Source organism: Mycobacterium bourgelatii, from assembly GCF_010723575.1.
Lineage (GTDB): Bacteria > Actinomycetota > Actinomycetes > Mycobacteriales > Mycobacteriaceae > Mycobacterium > Mycobacterium bourgelatii.
Genome location: NZ_BLKZ01000001.1, coordinates 4064825 through 4084275, shown reverse-complemented (window position 1 = coordinate 4084275; position 19451 = coordinate 4064825). Strand labels below are relative to the sequence as shown.

7 protein-coding genes and 1 pseudogene are annotated in these 19451 nt (G+C 65.7%); 3 read left to right on the top strand and 5 right to left on the bottom strand.

What is annotated here, in order from left to right:
- The first annotated feature begins 44 nt into the window (after positions 1 to 44).
- The 3 genes from G6N68_RS17635 (at position 45) to G6N68_RS17625 (ending at position 5680) form a co-directional block, all read left to right on the top strand.
- Positions 45 to 2669 carry a helix-turn-helix transcriptional regulator gene (locus G6N68_RS17635; protein WP_163714880.1) on the top strand — a complete coding sequence of 875 codons (2625 nt, stop codon included), beginning with the start codon at positions 45 to 47 and terminating at the stop codon, positions 2667 to 2669.
- Between the two features lie 111 nt (positions 2670 to 2780).
- A complete protein-coding gene (locus tag G6N68_RS17630) occupies positions 2781 to 2936 on the top strand; it encodes a hypothetical protein (protein ID WP_163714878.1) in 156 nt (51 codons plus the stop codon).
- Positions 2937 to 2953: 17 nt separating this feature from the next.
- Complete coding sequence (locus G6N68_RS17625; RefSeq protein WP_163714876.1) at positions 2954 to 5680, top strand: type I polyketide synthase; 2727 nt, start codon at positions 2954 to 2956, stop codon at positions 5678 to 5680.
- A gap of 166 nt (positions 5681 to 5846) precedes the next feature.
- Here G6N68_RS17625 and G6N68_RS17620 read toward each other — a convergent pair whose 3' ends face one another.
- From G6N68_RS17620 to G6N68_RS17600, 5 genes and pseudogenes are all read right to left on the bottom strand, one after another.
- Positions 5847 to 9029, bottom strand: coding sequence for an AAA family ATPase (locus G6N68_RS17620; RefSeq protein ID WP_163718755.1), 3183 nt, complete (start codon positions 9027 to 9029; stop codon positions 5847 to 5849).
- Positions 9030 to 9105: 76 nt separating this feature from the next.
- A complete protein-coding gene (locus G6N68_RS17615) occupies positions 9106 to 12282 on the bottom strand; it encodes an AAA family ATPase (RefSeq protein WP_163714874.1) in 3177 nt (1058 codons plus the stop codon).
- 208 nt (positions 12283 to 12490) lie between these two features.
- A pseudogene (locus G6N68_RS17610) lies at positions 12491 to 12787 on the bottom strand (PE family protein); the annotation flags it as partial.
- 45 nt (positions 12788 to 12832) lie between these two features.
- Positions 12833 to 16078: an AAA family ATPase gene (locus tag G6N68_RS17605; protein ID WP_240355518.1), complete on the bottom strand. Its 3246-nt coding sequence runs from the start codon at positions 16076 to 16078 to the stop codon at positions 12833 to 12835.
- A gap of 70 nt (positions 16079 to 16148) precedes the next feature.
- Positions 16149 to 19286 carry an ATP-binding protein gene (locus G6N68_RS17600; RefSeq protein ID WP_163714869.1) on the bottom strand — a complete coding sequence of 1046 codons (3138 nt, stop codon included), beginning with the start codon at positions 19284 to 19286 and terminating at the stop codon, positions 16149 to 16151.
- Between the last annotated feature and the right edge of the window lie 165 nt (positions 19287 to 19451).

Genomic DNA, 19451 nt, shown 5'->3' with positions numbered 1-19451 from the left:
GCCGGTTAAGGCCCATTCCGCGGTGCTCGGATTACGCTCGTGACGTGCGCTTGTCATGGCCGCTGGTCGGTCGATCGAGGGAGATGCGAGCCATCGAGGCCGCGATCGCCGCTTCGGATGCTTCCGGGGTCGTAGTCTATGGCGCGGCTGGCGTCGGCAAGAGCCGGATCGCCCGTGAAGCATTGACGGCCGCCGAGGCGCAGGGATTTGAAAGCCGTTGGGCGGTAGCCACTTCAGCGTCGCGGGCAATCCCGCTGGGCGCCTTCACCGCGTGGGCGCCGCCTGGTGTCACCGAGACGCTGCAGCTGTTGCGCGGAGTCATGGAGTCGCTCACCGCTACTCCGTCGGGCGCCGCCGTGGTGTTGGGCGTTGACGACGTCCACCTGCTCGATGAGCTGTCCATCTTCGTTTTGCACCAGCTGGTGCAGCGCGGCGCAGCCAAAGTTGTGCTGACTGTTCGCGATGACGATGCGGTCCCCGACGCCGTGCGCGAGATATGGACATTTGGTCAATTCGAGCGGCTCGACCTGCAACCGTTGTCGCTCGACGAAACCAATGCGCTGCTGGCGGCCGCTTTGGACGGACCCGTGGACCCGTCCGCCGCCCAGCGGCTGTGGGAGCTAACCCGCGGCAACCTCCTGTATCTGCGCAACATTGTCGAGCAAGAGGTGGCGGACGGGCGGATCATCCTTCAGCACGGGTACTGGCGATGGCTCGGTGTTCCCGTCATGCCGCCCGGACTGGTCGAGCTGATCGAATCCCGCATCGGTGCGTTGCCCCCGGCGGTGAGCGATGTGATCGACGTGTTGGCGGTGGGGGAGCCCATCGAGCTGACGCACCTTCGACGCATTGCCGATCCAGCGGCGATCGAAGAGGCCGATACCCGCGCCCTGATCGTGCTGGAACCCGCGGTCGGCGGCATTCACGTGCGGCTGGCGCATCCGTTGTACGGCGAGGTGCGCCGCAGGCGCGCGGCCGCGACCCGGCTGCGACGACTGCGGGGACTGGTCGCCGCCGAACTCGCGGGTGCCGACGACCGCGACGACATCCAGGTCGTCGTGCGCCGCGCGACGCTGAGCCTTGACTCCGATCTCCCGGCCGACGCCGACCTACTTGTGCGGGCCGCCCACGGCGCCGTCTGGCTGGCGGATCTGCCGCTCGCCGACCGCCTTGCCGAGGCGGCAGCTCGGGCAGGAGCGGGTCCGGAGCCGAACTTCGTTCGCGCTCATGCGCTTTCGTGGGCCGGCCGCGGTGAAGAAGCCGAAGCCGTGCTGGCCGAGACGAGCGCCGCGCTGTTGACCGACGAGCAGCGCGCCAGGCTGGCGTTCCTGCGGGCCAGCAACATGATGTGGGCACTGGGTGACCCTGCCCGCGCGAAGGAAATCATCGACGGCGCGCCGGTGACGTCGTCCCCGCTCGGTCGCAGTTACATCGATGCCTTCCTCACCGTGTACTGGTTTGCGACCGATGAGCCGGGCGCGGCGATGCAGGCGTCGAAGGGCCTCGTGTTGGAGGATCTGCCCGCCGTCGTCGGGGCTGAAATCGCCTGGGTACTGGCCGCCGTATCCGCCGATGCCGGACGTACCAGCCAGGCCGTGAAATTCGCTGAGTCGGGGTACGCGTCCGTGGCGCGATCTTTCGACGCCCCGCACATGAGGTTCAACATCGCAGACGCGCACATCAACGCGCTGCTGCTGGCCGGCCGCATTGCGGACGCACGCGACGTGGCCGAGCGGGTGCGCCGGCAGGCTGCCGACCTTCCTGGGGAGGCGCAACTGCTTGGTGTCGCGGTGGCGGGCCGAGTGGCCGCCCTCGGTGGTGGTGACCTGCGTTCCGCGTGTTCGTCGCTCGAGCAGGCGACCCTAGGACTGTTCGCTACGCATTCGTTGGGCTGGGGATACCGCTACCGCGTCTCGCATGCGACCGCACTCGCGATGGCCGGGTCAACTGGGGAGGCGGCGGCGGTGCTTGCCGCGCTCGACCGGCAGCGACGCCCGTTCCGGGCGCTGGACTTCGAGCGCAGCCAGGCCCGGGCGTGGGTTGCGGCCGGCCAGGGTGCCGTCAGTGAAGCGATCGCCCTGTTGCTGGCGGCGGCCGAACGGGCGTCCGTGAAAGGACGATTCGCGGAGGAAGTGGTCTGTTTACAGACGGCCGCTCAGTTCGGCGATCGTTCGGGCTTGCCCCGGCTACAAGAACTGGAAGCGACGGTCGAAGGCCCCCGCGTGGGCCTCGCGGCACGGTTCTCGGCCGCCTTGAACGATGGCGATGGCGCACAATTGGTTGCGGTATCAGGGGATTTCGAGCGGGCGGGTGACCTTGTCGCGGCCGCAGACGCCGCCGCCCAAGCCGCGCTCGCGTACCGCGCCAAAGGCCTGCGGGGGTCGGCGTTGGGATGCGCGGCGCGCGCCGAGGCGTTGGCCGCGCAATGTGGTGGCATCGAGACTCCGGCGCTGCGGCAGGCGACCGAACCCGTGCCGTTTACCGACCGCGAACGAGAGATCGTGATGCTGATCGGCGCGGGTTTGTCCAACCGGGCCGTTGCCGAGCGGTTGTGCCTGTCCATACGCACGGTCGAAAGCCACATCTATCGGGCGATGGCAAAAACCGGAACCGCCACCCGCGAAGAACTCGCCGCCCTGCTGCCTCGCCGCGAGCAGCAGACCAGGTAGTTGGGTAGTAATTTCGCGCAACCCGTGAGATTGCAGTAGCCCGCTACTGCGCCCGTCACGTCGTACCCGAGCGACGATCCCCTTGCGAGGGAAATAGATCGGGGAACGACGATGACGAGTCTGATTTCGTCGGTTGCGCTGGACGGCCGGGCCGCGCCATGCGCCGGCGGCCGGCAGCACGACACACAGGTGCGTACCTTCGAACAGCAGTACGGCGAGGATCCGTTGGCGGACCGAAAAGTCCGTGACCTCCGATCACACTCCTGACGACAGTCCGGTGAAGAATGGGCGCTAACGAGCCGGTCGCGATCTTGGGGATGGGGTGCCGCTTCCCGGGCGGTGTCAAGTCCCCAGATGATCTGTGGCAGTTGCTGTCCGAGGGGCGCGACGCCATCTCGGAGTTTCCTACCGACCGGGGTTGGAACCTTGAGACACTGTTCGGGCCTGACCCCACCGCGCCGCGGGCCACACACGTCCGCGGGGGAGGGTTTATCGAGGACGTCTGTGATTTCGACCCAGCGTTCTTTGGCGTCAGCCCCCGTGAGGCAGATGCGATGGACCCCCAGCAGCGGCTGCTTCTCGAGGTGACTTGGGAGGCACTGGAAAGGGCAATGATCGACCCCAATTCGTTGCAGGGCAGCAACACCGGGGTCTATATCGGTGCTAGCGCTCAGGAGTACGGTCCGCGCGTCTACGAAGAAACTGAGGGATATGCCGGCCATCTGGCGACGGGTACTGCCACCTGCGCCGCTTCCGGTCGACTGTCCTCCACCTTTGGGTTGCAGGGTCCGGCGATGACGATAGACACGGGCTGCTCGTCATCGCTGGTTTCGGTGCATCTGGCCGTGCGGTCGCTGCGTTCGAGTGAATGTGACTTGGCGCTCGCGGGCGGGGTAACCGTGGTGTGCTCGCCCAGCGTGTACATCGGCCTCGGTCGGCAGGGTGCGCTGTCCGCAGACGGTAAATCAAAGCCGTTCGCTGCGGCGGCGGACGGTTTTGGCGTCGCCGAAGGCGCCGGTGTCCTGGTGCTGGCTACCTTGTCGCACGCGCGCAACTGCGGCTACCCGGTACTTGCGTTGATCCGCGGCAGCGCCGTTGGGCAGGACGGAGCCACCGACGTCCTCTCTGCCCCAAAGGGTTCCGCGCAGCAGCGAGTGATTCGGCGGGCGCTGTCGGATGCGAGGTTAAACGCGGGGGACGTGGATGTGGTCGAGGCGCACGGTACGGGCACCAGAATCGGCGATCACATCGAAGCGCACGCTCTGCTCGCGACGTACGGAAAAGCCCATTCGGAGGCGCGCCCACTGTTGGTCGGCTCCGTCAAGTCGAACATCGGCCACACCCAATGGGCGGCTGGCATCGCCGGAGTTATCAAGGTCGTGCAGTCGATCCGACACGGGTTGGTGCCTGCCACATTGCATTTCGACGCACCTACGCCCCATGTGAATTGGTCGTCCAGGACCATCGAGGTGGTCGCCGAAGCACGCCCCTGGCCGGGACCGGGCGAGCGGTCTAGTCGACCGCGGCGTGCCGGGGTGTCGTCGTTCGGCATCAGCGGAACAAATGCCCACGTGGTTCTCGAGCAAGCTCCGCGAGAGCCGTTGGTCCCGAGGGCAGCTCGGGCGACCGCCACGATGACACCCTGGGTGCTGTCCGCGAAATCGCCGACGGCGCTAGCCGAACAGGCGGCCCGATTACACCAATACGTCGAGGAACACACCGAACTGGATCCGCAGGATGTGGCGTTCTCGCTGCTTACCACCCGGGCGCTGTTCGATCACCGGGCCGTGGCCGTCGGATCCGGACGCGACGAGCTGTTGGCTGGATTGGCCGCGATATCTGCCGGAGCGCCTGCACCGAATACGGTGTCAGGAAGGGGCGCTGCCCCCGACAAAACCGTATTCGTGTTTCCCGGTCATGGATCGCAGTGGCCCGGGATGGCGGTCGAACTCCTCCAACATGCGCCCGCGTTCGCCAATCAAATGCGGCTCTGCGACGCCGCTTTCGCCGAGTTTGTCGACTGGTCGCTGCTCGAGACGGTGCGCAGTGGTTCGGCTCCGGACCGGGTCGATGTGGTGCAGCCCGTGCTGTTCGCCGTGATGGTTTCGCTGGCCGCACAATGGCGTGCGCTCGGTATCCACCCCGACGCCGTACTCGGTCATTCGCAAGGTGAGATCGCGGCGGCCTACGTCGCTGGTGTCTTGTCGCTGCGAGACGCAGCGAAGGTAATCACATTGCGCAGCAAGGCCGTCAGCACGATCGCGGGAACCGGTGGCATGGTTTCCATTGCGTGCTCCCCGGAGCGCGTCCACAAGTTGATCGAACCCTGGGCCCAGTCGATTGCGATCGCCGCGCTCAACGGTCCGCGTTCGACCGTTGTTACCGGAGACGCGGCATCGCTGGACGAGTTAATGATCGCGTGCGGCCACGACGGGGTGCCGGCCAGTCGCGTTCCCGTCGACTACGCTTCGCATTCCGCGCACGTTGATGACTTGCGGGAGTCGTTGCGCCAGGACCTTTCCCGGCTGCGGCCCCGACGCAGCGACATCACCTTCATTTCGTCAGTCACCGGTGCCGGACTCGACACCGACGTCCTCGACGGCGACTACTGGTTCGCCAATTTGCGGCAACCGGTGCTGTTCGAGCAGGCGGTCCGATGGTCGTGTGAACAAGGCTACGGCACGTTCATCGAGTCGAGTCCGCACCCGGTACTGATAGCCGGTATGCAGGAAGCGGTAGAGGATTACGGCGACGGCCACCGCGTGCTCGGCACGCTCCGGCGCGGCGAAGGCGGTATGCGGCGGTTCTTGCTGTCGGCTGCCGAGGCGCACGTCCACGGCCGGACACCCGACTGGATGGCCATGTTCTACGGCACCGGTGCGCGCCGCGTCGGCCTGCCCACCTACGCCTTTCAACGCAAGCGCTACTGGATGGAACCCGGGTCGGGATCCGTCGACCCGCGTAGCCTCGGCGTAGACGCCGCCGAACATGTCCTGCTTGGTCCGTTGTAACCCAGGCAGGGCCGTGACATCGCGGCGCCGCCTTCGGGCGGCAGTACGTAGTCCTCAGGCCAGCGCTCGCACCCAATCGATATGTCCCTCACAGGCATGCGATTCGGCCATCGCGCGAGGGTGCGCAGAGTGGGATCGCCCGCACGTCACACCCGCCGCCGTTTGATTACCGGCGTTCTATCATCGCCGTGGCCCAGTCGACATGTCCTTCAAAACCAAGCGATTCGGCCATCGTGCGATAGCGGATTGCCAAGTCACGGAAGGCGTCTCCGTCGCCGTTGGCTCGGGCGAGCAGGGCGCGCAGGCGCAGCAACGTGATCTCGCGCATCGCTGTTACTTGGTCGGCCCGCAGTTTCGTCAACCGGTCGATCGCCTCTTGGGCTTCGTTCAGGTCACCCTCGGCGCCACGCTCGAGTAGCGTTTCCACGAGCATGCCGGTGGTCGTAACGGCATGACTGAGCCGTTCAGCCTGGTGCAGCTCATCGACGGCTTTGCGCATCACCACTATGGCCGCGTCGCGGTCGCCTTGCCGGGCCTCCTCTCGGGCGGCCCAGGATTCGACGATTTGCATCATCTGAAGACCGACCTGCTTGCGCTGCCAGATATCGCGGGCCTGGGAAAGCAGCTCCAGCCCGCGGTGCCGGTCGGCCGCGGCCCCGCGAGTCAGCAGCACCCCTCCCAATCCGTATGTGGCCACGCTCAGCGCGGTGTCGTTGCCGGCCCTTTCGGCGGTCTGCACCGCCGCCTCGATAGCGTGCAGCGCTGACGCATCGGCGCGAAGGGCTCCGTCATGAATCGGCCAGCCGCGGACCCAGGAGGTGACAGTCACGAAGGTTGCCGGGTCGCTGTTCCGGGCCATAGCGGCGGCGTCCTGGAGGTCTTGTCGCCACCCGGGGCGGCCCACCCAATAGCTCGCGATGCCGCGCCAAGCCAACGCGACCGCCAGCGGCGATCCGAGACCGAATCCGGCTCCCATTGTGGGATCACCGGCGGCCAGGTCGACGACGGTCTGCGCCAACCGCAACGTCTTGTCGAATTCGCCAGTATCGGCGCAGTTCGCGATACCCACGAACGCCATCCCGGCCGTCAAGTTGGGGTCCCCGATCGATTCGATCAGAGCCATCTGCTCGGATACCAGCCGCGACCCCTCGCGGGAGCGCCCGGTGTAGAAGAGCTCGGTAATAACACCGGTCATGCCGACCGCCAGCGAAACCTTGTCCCCGCTCGCGTCGCACAACTCGCGCAGTTCGGCGTAGCGGCTCCGGCTGTCCTGGATAGCTCGGCCCTGCCACTCGGTGGCACACAGCATGGTGCGGGGGGCGATGCGCATCGACAGCTGACCCGGTTCGTCGGCGGGTAGTGTGTCGGCGATACGGCGTGCCCGCTCCCAACTAAGCCGGGCAGCGTCGAGATCGCGGTGGGTTGACCATGTGGCCGCGCGCATGTGCCAGCCGTATGCTGCAACCAAATCGCCAGCTGACTCGAGATGTTCCGCGATCAGCGCTGCGTTTTCCTCCACCGACTCGGGCTCGCGTTCTTGGATCGCGGCGGCCAGGCGCCGGTGCCAGTGCGCGCGATCGGATTTCAACTGTGATTCGTAGGCCACCGACCGGATCAGCGGGTGGTGAAAGACGTACTCCGCGCTCGGCAGGAACCGGACCTGATCGATCAGTTCCGCGGCCAGCAGGTCGTTGACCACCGGATCAACGCCCAGCGCGATTAGGAGATCGGCTTCGAAGCGCGAACCGACTATCGAGGCTGCCGTCAACGTGCGTTTGGCCGCGGCGTCCAGCCGGTCGATGCGCGCCTCGATGGCGGCCTGCACCGTGGCGGGCACGCTCAACTCGGCGACATCGGCATAGCAGACATAGCGACCGCGCGCACCGTTAAGCACTCCGCGTTGCATCAACTCGCGCACCATCTCCTCGGCGAAAAACGGGTTGCCCGCGGCTCGCTTGGTGATGATCGCCGCTAGCTCGCTGACCGAGGGGTCGGCGCCAAGCAGCTCGGCGAGCAGGGCAGCGATATCCGGATCACCCAGTGGTGCAAGCGCGATCGTCTGAGTACCGGGCACTCGGGTGAGCGCTCCGTGGTATTCGGGTCGGGTGGTGATCAGCACCATCGACGGAGTGCGCGCAATGACGGAAAGAAAGTCGACCAGCATCGATTCGCTGACGGCGTCGATCCAGTGGGCGTCCTCGATGAGATAGAGCGCCGGTTGGGCGCGTGCCAGCGACGCGGTATTGACCAAGGCGCTCAACCGGCGGCGCCGAGCTTGCGGGTCGATCGTGGGCAGCGGCGTCTCAGGGTCGGCGACGCCGAGCAGATCCTCTAGCAACAGCAGGTCTTGCGGGTCGGCACCGGGGAGCTGTTGTCGCACGCGCGCGCGGGCGGCTTGGTCATCCAGATCAGCCACGCCGATGGCGGAGCGCAGCAGCCGCGCCACCACCCCAAAGGAGATGTCACCGGCGTGCGCTTCGCAAAAGGCCCAATACACCTCGGCCCCGAGAGCGGCCGCCGACTTCGCAACTTCACGGGCCACCCGGCTTTTGCCGATGCCCGGTGGTCCTACCACCGTGACGATGCCGCCCCGCCCGTCAAGCGCGCGGTCCATCATGGCTTCGAGCGCCGCCATCTCCCAACGGCGACCGACCAGTGCTGCTTCGACGCGGTCGACCAGCCCCTTCCGTGGTCGGATCGCCAGCAGCCGGCGCGCCTGTGCTGGTTTGTCGAATCCCTTGATAGGTACCGATTCCGGTTCGGACAGCAACATGGCCTCCTCGACGAGCCGCGCGGTCGATTCCGACAGCAGCACCCCGCCCGGCGGAGCCGCCGATTCGATCCGTTGAGCAAAGCCGACCGCCTCACCGGTTGCGGCGTATCCCAATGTCCCCGAACCGATCTCACCGGCGATAACCCGGCCCGAATTCAGTCCCACCCGCAGCCGCAACGCCACCCCATCGCGACCTGCCACCTCTATCGCGAGTCGCTCGGCTTCCTCCTGAATTGCCAGCGCGGCCAGACATGCGCGGAAGGCGTGGTCTTCCAGTGCGATTGGGGCGCCGAACAGTGCCATCACCCCGTCGCCGTTGTACTCCGAGGTTCCGCCGTAGCGTTGCACCACCGTCGCCGACCGCTCCAGCAGCTCGGTCATGATTTCGCGCAGGCGCTCAATGTCCAGCCTGGCGGCGATGTCCATCGAGCGCACCACATCGGCGAACAGCACCGTCACCTGCTTGTACTGCGCCGCCTCACCCGAAACCCCAACCGGGGCACCACACTTGTCGCAGAATCTGGCGTCGTCGCGCAGCCCGGTGCCGCATGACCCGCACGCCACGCCCGCCGTCATCCCAGCACCGCCGATCCGAGGCCACAACCGCCCCAACGGGGTAAAGGATACGACTTGCATGAGTAGTGGAAAACGCTCATGACTCGCCTTCGACCATCATCGTGGCCCAAGAGGTATGCGCTTCGAAGCCAAGCGACTCCGCGGTCGCATGATAGCGCCGCGCCAGGTCACGACAGGCACCAGCGTCGCCTCGCGCTCGGGCGGTCAGCGTCCGCAGCCGCAGCAGTACAATCTCGCGCATCGCCGAACCGTCGTCGGCCCAGCGGGCCGTTAATCGGTCGACCGCGGCCTGGATTGCGGCCAGATCGCCCTCGGCCCCGCGGTCCAGCAGCGCCTCAACGAGCAAGCCGGTGCCCCAGACGCAATACGCGATCCCGCCTGCCCGATGCAGCTCGTCGACGGCTTGACGCATCATCGGTATGGCATTGTCGCGGTCGCCACTGATGGCTTTGTCCCGCGCGATCCACAACTCGCTGACCGGGATCAGAAACAACACACACTCGTTCAGGCAGGTTTCGCGGAACTGCATCATCATCTCCAGCCCGCGCCGGCGGTCGGACTCGGAATCCGAGTTCAGCAAAGCAACACTCAGTGTGTATTCAGCCAAGCTCAGAATGAGATCGCTGCTGGCTCCTGTTGCGGTCTGTACCGCGTCCGCGATGACGCGCAGAGCGGCGTCATGGACCCGAAGCACCCCGTACTGGATGCCTAGGCCGTAGGTCCAGGCGATGACGCCGGCGACGGTTGCCGGGTCGTGGCTGGCCTGTGACATGGCAAGCGCGTTGTCGAGGTCTTGTCGCCATCCGGGGTGGCCCAACCACCACCGAGCGACGCCGCGCCATGCCACCGTGGCCGCCAGCGGCGATCCCAGCCCGAACCCTGCGCCCGTGGTGGGGTCAGCCTGCGCCAGGTCGATGCCCCGCTGCGACCATCGCAGGATTTCGCTGAACTCACCGGCGCTGAACCAGGCGGCGAACGCTGCCACGGCCAGACCCACGGTTAGGTTGGGGTCGCCGATGGATTCCAGCAGCGTCATCTGTTCGGAGGCCGCCCCTGAGCCCTGCGAACGTCCGCCGTACAGAAGCTCTGCTACCTGCCCGGTCATGCCGATGGCCAGCGAAACTTTGTCGTCTGCTGCGGTGCACAACGTGCGCAGCTCCGCGAAGCGGCCTTGTCGGGTTGCTCGTGCCTGCCAATCGGTGACACATAGCATGGTGGTCGGCGCGATCCGCATCGCCAGTTGGGCGGAGTCGTTTGGGGGCAGGTTTTCGGCAACCCGCAGTGCACGTTCCCAATTGGTCCGGGCGGCGTTGACATCGCGGTTTGCTGATGAGGCTGCGGCGCGCATGTGCCACCCGTACGCATCGTGCAGCTCACCGGCGCTGGCCAGATGTTCGGCGATCAGCGCCGCGTTGTCTTCCACCGCGTCCGGTTCGCGTTGTTGGATGGCGGTGGCCAGCCGGCGGTGCCATTGGGCGCGATCGGTTTTCAGCAGCGATTCGTATGCCACCGCACGGATCAGGGGGTGACGGAAGGCGTACTCCGCGCTCGGGGTGAACCGCACCTGGTCGATCAGTTCCGCATTCAACAGCGTGTCGACCGTAGCGTCGATGCCTAGCGCGGCCAGCAGTTCGGCGTCGAAGCGGGCTCCGATCACTGACGCCGCGGTCAACGTGCGCTTGGCGGCGGTGTCGAGTCGGTCGATGCGCGCCTCGATGGCGGCCTGCACCGTAGCGGGGACGCTGACGTCGGCGGCATCGGCGTGGCAACGGTAGGCGCCGCGCTCGCCCGTCAGCACCTCACGCTGGACTAGCTCGCGCACCATCTCCTCGGCGAAAAACGGATTTCCGGCGGCGCGCTCGACAATGATCCCGGCCAGCTCGCTCACCGAGGGATCCCGGCCGAGTAGCTCAGCGAGGAGTGTGGTGATATCCGAATCACTAAGTGGGGCAAGGTCTACCGTTTGGGCGCCGCGCACCTGGGCCAGCAGCCCCGTATATTCCGGGCGGGCGGTGATGAGGACCATCGACGGGGCGCGCGAAACGACGGAAAGGAAGTCGGCGAGCATCGATTCGCTGACCGCATCGATCCAGTGCGCGTCCTCAAGGACGTAGAGCGCCGGTCGAGTGCGCGCCAGCGACGCGGTGTTGATCAAGGCGGTCAGTCGGCGCCGCCGGGCGTCGGGGTCGATCTGGGGCAGCGGCACGTCGGGGTCGGCGACGCCGAGCAGATCGTCCAGCAGCGCCAGATCGCCCGGGTCGGCATCGGGGAGTTGTTGCCGGATTCGCCCGCGGGCGGCCGAGCCGGTGAGGTCAGCCATGCCCATGCTCGCCCGGAGGAGTCGCGTCACCGCGTAAAAGGGCACCTCGGTGGCGTGCGACTCGCAGAAGGTCCAGAACACCTCCGCGTCGCGAGCGGCGGCCAGCGCAGCCACCTCACGGGCCGTTCGGCTTTTGCCGATGCCCGGCGGTCCCACCACGGTCACCACACCACCGCGACCACTGATCGCGCGATCCACCATTGCCTCGAGAGCAGCCATCTCCCACCGGCGACCGACTCTGCTTGCCTCGACGCGATCGACCAAGCCGCGTCGCGGCCGAATCGCCAGTAGCCGGCGAGCATATATAGGCTCGTCGAAGCCCTTGATACGCAACGATTCCGATTCGGACAGCAACACAGCGTACTCAACAAGCCGCGCGGTCGAATCGGACAGCATCACTGCGCCCGGGGGTGCAACGGATTCCATTCGCTGTGCTAGACCGACGGTCGTGCCCGTCGCGGCATATCCCAGTGTCCCCGAACCGATTTCACCCGCGATGACCCGGCCCGAATTCAGGCCCACCCGCAGCCGCAGCGCCACTCCATCGCGGCGCGCCACCTCGGCGGCCAGCCGGTCGGCCTCTTCCTGGATGGCGAGCGCCGCCAGACAGGCGCGATAAGCGTGATCCTCCAATGCGATTGGGGCGCCGAACAGTGCCATCACCCCGTCGCCGTTGTATTCGGCGGTCCCGCCGTAGCGTTGCACCACCGTCGCCGAACGCTCGAGCAACTCGGTCATGATCTCGCGTAGCCGCTCAATGTCCAGCCTGGCCGCGATGTCCATCGAGCGCACCACATCGGCGAACAACACCGTCACCTGCTTGTACTTTGCCGAGTCCTCGAGAATCGCGACGGGAGCGCCGCACTCGTCGCAAAACTTGGCCTTGGTTCGCAACCGGGTGCCGCATGACCCGCACACCACGCCCGCTGTCATCCCCGTACCGCCGATCTCGGGATGGTGCCCGCGCCCAACCCCGATGGGCCAACAATAGGCCGAGCAGCCGCGTAATAGCAGCCCAAATAATGGCGACTTGGGGTGTTTTCGCCTGCGCGACTCCGCTACCAGCGGCCGAGGTTAAGGAACGCCGCCATGCCGCAGAGGTGCCGCCGACATCGGCTATGCCGCGTTAGCCCAGCCGGACCTGCAACGGCGCGGCGGCGGCTGTCTCAGCGCTCGCGTACGAGCCCGCCGCCACCTTCATGAGCTGAACGAACTGTTCGTGAAACGCTGCCGCCCGCGCGCTCAGCGCCTGATACGTTTGGCCCTGCGCAGAGAACAACGCGGCGACGGCCGCCGAGACCTCATCGGCGCCGGCCGCGAGCACTGCCGTCGTCCCAGCGGACGCGGCGGCGCTGGCCTGGCTGAGCACCGTCTCGATGGCGGCTAGGTCTGTTGCAGCTGCGGTCATCATTTCTGGCACCGCAAAGACATATGACATGTCTGTAGCCTCACCCGAATTGAGCGAGGGGCATTGAGTAGTCGACTACTTAATTCGGTTCTTGCTTGCCGGAGTCTTGACGCCTGGCGTCAGGTTGGGGCGAGCTTCCATCATCGTCGTTGCCCATGCGACATGTCCGTCGTAACCAAGCGATTCCGCGATTTTGCGATGCCGACTCAGTAAATCCTGATAATTGTCATCGTCGCGGGCCCGGGCGAGCAGAGCGCGCAGCCGCAGCAGCGTGACATTGAGGATCGCCCAGTCGCCGTGGCTGGCATTTAGAGCGGCCAGCTGGTCTATCGCCTCGCGAGCTTCGTCCAGATCACCAGCGGCGCCGCGGTCTAACAACGCCTCCACCAGAATGTTGCTGCCGTATAAGGCATACCCAATCCGTCCTGCCGCATACAGTTCTGCCACCGTGTTGCGCACAACGGGGATGGCAATGTCGCGGTCGCCACGCCTGATCCGCTCCGGAGCGGTCACCAAATCAGTGACGGGAACCAGGGACGGAATACGCTGGACCAGCGTGGCGCGCGCCCGCACCAACATTTCCAGACCCCGTTGACGATTCGTTGCTGCGTCCGAGTAGACCAGCATCATGCCCAAGGTGTATTCGGCTGAGGCCACGGCAAAATCGTTGCTGGTTGCCTTGCATGTCTGGACTGCCGTCTCCATCGCAGGCAGTGCGGATTCATCAGGTAAGAACGCTCCGTAGACCATGCCCGTGCCGTGCGTCCATGCATGTACCAGAGCAACGGTCGCGGGATCGCTGTTCCGGCTCATCTCGAGAGCGTCAAGGAGGTCTTGCCGCCATCCGGCGAGCCCAAGCCACCATCGAGCGGTGCCACGGAATGCCAACGCAATCGCGAGCGGCGACCCGAGACCGAAGACGGCACCCTTGGTGGGGTCACCCGCCGCGAAATCGACGACCCGCTGCGACCATCGTAGGATTTCGCCGAATTCACCAACGTCGAACCAGTTGATAAATGCGACGAAGCCCAGCCCGACGGACAACGTGGGGTCGCCGATCGATTCGAGGAGCGCCGTCTGCTCGGATGACAGCTGCGCTGCCTCACGCAGACGACCACTGTAGTTAAGTTCGGATGCGAGGCCAGTCATGGCAATGGCCAGCGAGACGTTGTCACCAGTTGCTTCGCACAACTCTCGCAGTTGCGCGAAGCGTCCCCTGCTTTCCTGGACCGCTCGAGCTTGAAAGTCGGTGGCACACAGCATGGTGCGTGGCGCGATGCGCATCGGCAGGAGGGCGGGGTCGTTCTCAGGTAGCCCACCAGGCTGCCCACCGGACAACCTGTCGGCGATTTGGCTTGCCCGTTCCCAATTGAGCCGCGCCGCGCTGATATCGCGGTCGGCTGACCACGCTGCGGCGCGCATGTGCCAGCCATATGCCTCAGGTAGCTCGCCGGCGGCCTGCAGATGTTCGGCGATCAGCGCCGCGTTCTCCTCCAGCGAGCGTGGCGCACGACGCTGGATCGCGGCGGCCAGGCGCCGATGCCATTCGGCGCGGTTGGATTTCAGCTGTGACTCGTAGGCGACCGCACGGATCAGCGGGTGACAGAAGGCGTGCTCGGGACTCGGTACGAACCGCACCTGTTCGATCAGCTCTGCGCTGACCAGCTCGTCGATCACGGGATCGATACCCATCGCGACCAGCAACTCCGGTTCGAATCGAACGCCCACCACCGATGCCGCATGCAAAGTCTGCTTGGCCGCGGTGTCCAGTCGGTCGACGCGTGCCTCGATAGTCGCCTGCACGGTGGCCGGCACGCTGAGCTCAGCAACATCCGCGTGACAGGCGTACCTACCGCGTTCGCCGACCAGCGCTCCGCGCTGCACCAATTCACGCACCATCTCTTCTGCGAAGAACGGGTTACCAGCCGCGCGGGCGGTGATGACAGTCGCTATGCCGGCTACCGATGGATCTGATCCCAACAGTTCGACCAGCAATGCTGAAATTTCTGAATCGGAGAGTGGGACAAGCGAAATAACTTGGGCACCATGCGTCCGAGTCAGCGCTCCCGCATATTCGGGACGGAAGGTGATCAGCACGATCGCTGAGGTACGCGAAACGATGGTGAGAAGGTCCGCGAGCATCGACTCGCTGACCGCATCGATCCAGTGCGCGTCCTCGATCACGTAGAGCGTCGGTTGGGTGCGCTCCAATCCCGCCTTGTTGATGAGCGCGGTCAACCTGCGCCGCCGCGCATCGGGGTCGATTTGGGGGCGAGGCTCGTCTGGGTCGGCTATACCCAGCAGATCGTCAAGCAGCAGCAGATCCTGCGGCTCGGAATCGGGCGGTACAGCAGTGCGTAGCCTTTCCCGGGCGGCTGCACCGTCGAGGTCACTCACGCCCATTCGAGCGCGCAACAACCGCGTGATGCCGTGGAACGGGACGTCGCTAGCGTGTGACTCGCAGAAGACCCAAAAAGCCTCAACTCCGCGACTGATCGCTTGTGCCGCAACTTCGCGGGCAACGCGGCTTTTGCCGATGCCCGGTGGTCCTACCACCGTTACGACGCCCCCGCGGCCGCCGATCGCGCGGTCCATCATCGCCGCGAGGGCTGCCATCTCCCAGCGCCGACCGACCAGGTTTGCCTCGACTCGTTCGACCGCGCCGTGGCGCGGCTGGATCGCTAGCAGTCGGCGCGCATACAAGGGTTCGTCGAATCCCTTGATGTGCAAAGATTCCGGTTCGGACAGGAGCATGGCGTGCTCGACGAGCCGTGCAGTCGATTCGGAAAGCATCACGCCGCCTGGGGGAGCCGCCGATTCGATCCGTTGGGCAAACCCAACCGCCTCGCCGGTTGCGGCGTAGCCCAGTGCCCCACCGATCTCACCGGCGATCACCCGACCCGAATTTAACCCCACCCGCAGCCGCAGCGCCACGCCATCGCGCTGCTGCACCACGGCTGCCAGCCTGTCGGCCTCCTCTTGGATCGCGAGTGCGGCTAGGCAGGCGCGATAAGCGTGATCCTCCAAGGCAATTGGTGCACCGAACAGAGCCATCACCCCGTCACCGTTGTACTCGGCGGTCCCGCCGTAGCGGCGCACCACCGCCGCAGATCCCTCCAACAGTTGGGCCATGATTTCCCGTAAACGCTCGATATCCAGCGTGGCCGCGATGTCCATCGACCGCACCACGTCGGCGAAGAGGACCGTCACCTGCTTGTACCCCGCGCTCTCATTCGTAAGCGGAGTCTGGGTGCCGCACTCGTCGCAGAACTTCGCCTTGTCCCGCAGTGTCGTTCCGCAGGAAGCGCATACCAATGTCACTGAAAAGCCGCCGATCTCGACGCTACTCGTGGGCCAACCGCCCAGCAAACGGACCTCGACGTTGGCCGCATCACATTGCCGCGGCCCACGTGATATGCCCCTCGTAGCCAAGCGATTCCGCCATCTCGCGATAGCGAATCACCAAGTCCCGGTATGCATCCTCGTCGTCGAGAGCTTGGGCTAGCAGCGCACGCAGCCGCAGCACGGTGATGTCGCGCATCGCCCAATCCTCTTCTGCCCTTAGACCTGCCAACTGATCGATCCCCTTTCGGGCTTCGGAGACGTCGCCTTCGGCGCCCCGATTAAGCAGCGCTTCCACCAGAACACCGAGGCCCAGCACGGCGAAAAATGGTCGTTCGGCCTTCAGCAAATCGTCGACGGCTCGGCGCACCACCGAGATGACAATGTCGCGGTCCCCGTGCCGTGCCCTTTCTGGGGCCGAACACAATTCGGCGACGGGCACAAGGAAGGGAATCGGTTCGCGCAACCACATGTCGCGGACCTGCATCATCAGGTCCAGACCGCGGTGTCGGTCGGCGGCAGCGTCCCGATTCAGCAGCGCGACGGCCAGTGTGTACTTGACGATGCTCAATGCCGCGTTGCTCGATCCCTCGGCCGCGTGTACCGCGTCTTCAATCGCGCGCAGGGTGGAGTCGTCGGCGCGCAGCACCCCGAAAGCAATTCCGAGACCCCATGTCCAGCCTGCAATCATGGCCAAAGTGGTGGGGTCGGACTGCCGGGCCATGGCACCGGCATCGTGCTGGTCGTCCCGCCAACCTGGCCTGCCCAGCCACCACTTCGCGACGGCGCGCCATGCGTGAGCGGCGGCCAATGGTGATCCGAAGCCCAAGCCGCTTCCCGTCGTCGGGTCGCCGTCGGCCAGGTCGATGACGACTTCGGACCATCGCAAGATTTCGGCCAACTCGCCCGCGTCGAACCAGTTGTTGAACCCGACGAATGCCAATCCGATCAGCGTTGGGTCGTCAATCGACGTGAGTAGCTCCATCTGCTCGGAGACCAATCGTGAACCCTCGCTGGTGCGTCCGGCGAACATGAGTTCGGTGGCCAGACCCGTCATGCCGAAGGCCAGCGAGATCTGGTCTCCGGCAACGGTGCACAACTCTCGCAGCTCGTCGAACCGTCCCCGAGTTTCCTGGATCGCTTGCCAGCCACTGGCACACAGCATGGTGCGGGGAGCGATGCGCATCGCAACGTGGTCGGGCGTGTCGGCAGGCAACGCGTCGGCGATCGAGCATGCCCGCTCCCAGCTGACCCGGGCCGCACCGACATCGCGGTTGGCCAGCCATGTTCCGGCGCGCATATGCCAGCCATATGCGTCGTTGAGATCCCCGGCGGCCTGAAGATGTTCGGCGATCAACGCGGCGTTTTGGTCGGCTGATTCCGGACTTCCAGCTTCGATGGCCGCCGCTAGGCGTCGGTGCCACTCGGCGCGGTCGGATTTAAGCTGCGATTCGTAGGCCACCGCGCGGATCAGGGGGTGGCAGAAGGCGTACTCGGCGCTCGGGGTAAATCGCACTTGATCGATCAGTTCCGTATCAATCAGTCCGTCGACAACCGCATCAACTCCCAGTGCGGTAAGCAACTCGGCGCTAAAGCGCTCCCCGATCACCGACGCCGCATACACCGTCCGCTTGGCCGCGTTGGTCAACCGGTCAATGCGGGCTTCGATGGCCGCCTGCACCGTGGCCGGCACACTCAGCTCAGCGATGCCGGCGGAACAGACGTAGCTGCCGCGCTCGCCGACAAGTACACCGCGCTGCACCAGTTCCCGCACCATCTGCTCGGCGAAAAATGGGTTGCCGGCGGACCGTTCGGTGATTACCGACGCGATTTCGCTGACCGACGAATCCGTACCAAGCAACTCGCGGATCAGCGCGTTGGTATCCGAATCATCAAGTGGGGCAAGGGCTATCGTCTGGGCGCCATGAATGCGACTCAGTACCCCGGCATACTCTGGGCGAAAGCTGATCAACACCATTACCGGAGCGTGCGCGACGACGGTCAGGAAGTCGACCAACATCGACTCGCTGACGGCGTCGATCCAATGCGCATCTTCGACGAGGTAAAGCGCTGGCTCGGTGCGCTCCAGCGCCGTCGTGTTGACCAGAGCGGTTAGCCTGCGCCGTCGCGCATCGGGGTCGATCTGGGGCAGGTCAACGTCAGGGTCGGCGATACCGAGCAGATCATCGAGCAACAGCAGATCCTGCGGGCTGGCGTTGGGGGAGACAGTGGCCCGCACCTGCGCGCGGGCGGCTTCGCCTTCGAGTTCGGCGACACCGCTGCCCGCCCGCAGCAACCGCGCCACCACGCCGAAGGAAACGTCGCGGGCATGCGATTCGCAGAAGGTCCAAACCACCTCAACGCCGCGACCCGCGGCGAGCGTCGCGACCTCGCGAGCGACCCGGCTCTTGCCGATGCCGGGTGGTCCCACCACAGCCACGACACCACCGCGGCCACCAATCGCGCGGTCCACCATGGCGTCGAGAACCGCCATCTCCCAGCGGCGCCCCACCAGGCGCGCCTCCGTGTGCCGGACCAACTCGTCCCGCCGCGCGGTCGCGATCAGCCGGCGCGCGAGCACAGGTTCGTCGGCCCCTTTGATGGGGACCAACTCCGGTTCAGACAGCTCCACCGAGTGTTCGACCAGTCGTGCGGTGGACTCTGACAGCAGCACTTGGCCGGGGGCGGCCGCGGATTCCATCCGCTGGGCGAAGCCGATTGGTGCACCCGTTGCGACGTAACCGAACGGCCCCGAACCAATCTCGCCGGCGATCACGCGGCCCGAGTTCAATCCCACCCGCAGGCGCAACGTCATGCCATCGCGCCGCTCAACGTCGGCGGCGAGCCGGTTGGCCTCTTCTTGAATGGCCGCCGCCGCCAGACACGCGCGACGGGCGTGATCCTCCAACGCAATGGGAGCGCCGAACAGGGCCATCACCCCGTCGCCGTTGTACTCGACGGTTCCCCCGTAGCGCCGCACCACCGCCGCCGACCGCTGCACCAGCTCGGACATCACCTCGCGCAGCCGTTCCATGTCGAGCACGGCCGCGATGTCCATCGACCGCACCACGTCGGCAAACAGCACTGTGACCTGCTTGTATTCCGCCGCGTCGATGCCTGACGCGGTCGGGGTACCGCATTCGTCGCAGAACTTGGCGTACTCGCGCAGACCAGTACCGCATGACATGCAAGTCCCACCCGCCGTCACCGCAGCACCGCCAATCTGGGGGTGCGATCGCCCCGATGGCCCAAGAATAAGGCGTTTATCAAGGCGCAGACGGGGAAAAAATGAACGACACACATGTAACGCGACCGATCGTCGCAACGTCCGAGTGCCAGAAACCCAAACCTA